Below are 2,605 nucleotides of genomic sequence, written 5' to 3' on the forward strand. Positions count from 1 at the left end.
GGTTGGGGTCGGTGAAGTCGAACATCGGTCATACGCAGGCGGCTGCGGGTGTCGCGGGTGTGATCAAGATGGTGCTGGCGATGCGGCACGGGATGCTGCCGCGGACCCTGCATGTGGACGAGCCGTCGTCGCACGTCGACTGGACGGCCGGTTCCGTGGAGCTGCTGACCGAGCAGCGGGACTGGCCGCACAACGGCGACGCCCCGCGCCGCGCCGGAGTCTCCGGATTCGGGCTCAGCGGCACCAACGCCCATGTCGTCCTGGAGGAATCGCCCCCCGCGGAGGAAACGGAACTCCCGCCCCCTCCGCGGCCCCCCGTAGCGGCGCTGCCCTGGCTGGTCTCCGCCCGGACCGATGAGGCCCTGCGCGCCCAGGCCGCCCGGCTGGCCGCGCACATCGAGGCCCACCCGGAGCTGAGCCCCGCAGTCCTCGGGCACGCGCTCGTATCCTCCAGGTCCGCCTTCGAACACCGTGCCGCTGTCGTCGGCGAGGACCGCGACGCTCTTCTCGCCGGCCTGAAGGCCGTCGGCCGCGGCGAATCCTCGCCCGCCGCCACCGTCGGCACGGCGGACTCCGAAGGGGGTCTCGCGTACCTCTTCGCCGGGCAGGGATCGCAGAGGCTCGCCATGGGCCGTGAACTGTACGAGAGCTTCGGGGTGTTCGCCGAGGCGTTCGATGCCGTCTGCGCTCATCTCGACCATGAACTCGGCAGGTCCCTGCGGGAGATCGTCTTCGGCGACGACGAAGAGGCCCTGCATCGTACGGAGTTCACGCAGCCCGCTCTCTTCGCGCTGGAGGTGGCGCTGTTCCGGCTGCTGGAGTGGTGGGGCGTCCGCCCGGACGTTCTCACGGGGCACTCCATCGGCGAGCTCGCGGCAGCGTACGTCGCGGGACTGTGGTCCCTGGAGGACGCCTGCCGCCTGGTCGCCGCGCGGGCGCGGTTGATGCAGGCGCTGCCGGAGGGCGGGGCGATGGTCGCCGTGCAGGCATCCGAGGAGGAGGCGCTGCCGCTGCTGGACGGGCGGGAAGCCGAGGCCGGCATCGCTGCCGTCAACGGGCCGCAGTCCGTAGTGATTTCCGGCGCCGAGGAGGCTGTCGTGGAGATCGCCGGACGGATCGAGGCGCTCGGCCGCCGGACCACCCGGCTGCGGGTCAGCCACGCCTTCCACTCTCCGCTGATCGAACCGATGCTGCGGGACTTCCGGAGCGTTGCCGAGAGCCTGGCGTACCACCCGCCGCGGATCCCGATCGTCTCCGATGCCGAGGGCACCCCGGTGGACCCCGGCGACCTGTGCACGCCCGACTACTGGACCGACCACGTCCGGCGGCCCGTTCGTTTTGCCGACCAGGTACGCCGCCTCCAGGAGCAGGGCGTCACCCGCTACCTCGAAATCGGCCCCGACGGCACCCTCACAGCCCTGGCCCGTGCCTGTCTCTCCGACGGTCCGAACGGGCCCGGTCCGCAGCTCACGCCCACGCTGCGCAAGGACCGCCCCGAGACTCTCGGCCTGTACGGCGCCCTCGCCCACCTGTACGTCCACGGCACCGACGTCGACTGGACACCGGTGTTCGGCGCGGTGCCCGCCACCCCGGCCGTGGACCTGCCGACGTACGCCTTCCGGCACGAGCGCTACTGGCTCGACCACGGTCTCGCGGCGGCCGACGGGTCTGCCACCCCCGCCCGGACCGCGGCCGACACCGCCGACGACCGCTTCTGGGAGGCCGTCGAATGCCACGACGTCGACGCGCTCACACAGACGCTGGGACTGGGGGCCGACCAGATCGGTGCGGTCGTACCCGCACTGGCCTCCTGGCGGAAGCGGCAGCAGCAACAGACCGCGGTCGAGGCTCTCCACTACCACGTGGTGTGGAAGCCCGCCGAGACCGAACGGGACGTCGCCGCACCGGACTTCACCGACCGCCGCTGGCTGCTGGTCCTTCCGGGCGAGCCGGACGATGACGACCCGTCGGTCACCGCCCTCACCACCGCCCTCGGCGGCCCGGACCGCGTCATCACCGCCAACGTCACCGGAAGCGCCGGCACGGACCGTACCGCGCTCGCACACCGGCTGCGCGAGACAATGGACGGGAACCCCATCGAGGGCGTCCTCGCCTTCGCGGGACTCGCCGGAACCGACGCAGAGGACCTGCCGCTCGGCCCCGCCACCGTCGCCGTACTGCTTCAGGCGCTGGGAGACGCGGGCGTTGGCGGCCGGCTGTGGGTGCTGACGCACGGTGGAGTGTCGGTGGGCCGCTCTGACGGTGCTCCGGATCCCGGGCAGGCGGCGGTGTGGGGTCTGGGCCGGGTGGCGGCGCTGGAGTATCCGGACCGCTGGGGCGGACTGATCGACCTCCCGGAAGTCCTCGACCGCCGTGCCACCAGCCGCCTCAGGGGCATCCTCCTCGGCAGTGGCCCGGAGGACCAGGTGGCCGTCCGCCCGTCGGGCGTCCTCGGTCGCCGGCTCGAACGTGTCCCCGCGGTGGGCGAGGAGGCGGGATGGCGTCCCCGCGGGACGGTGTTGGTGACGGGTGGTACGGGTGCGTTGGGTGCTCGTGTGGCTCGGTGGGCGGCTGCGGAGGGTGCGGGTCATCTGGTGCTGGTCGG

The 2,605-nt window shown here is 72.6% G+C and carries 1 protein-coding gene; it reads left to right on the forward strand.

Annotation, left to right across the window (positions count from 1 at the left end):
• Positions 1–2,605 (forward strand): type I polyketide synthase (locus AB0M26_RS31760; protein ID WP_365266470.1); only part of this gene is annotated, 2,605 nt, incomplete at both ends.

Source organism: Streptomyces sp. NPDC051776 (genome assembly GCF_040681345.1).
GTDB lineage: Bacteria > Actinomycetota > Actinomycetes > Streptomycetales > Streptomycetaceae > Streptomyces.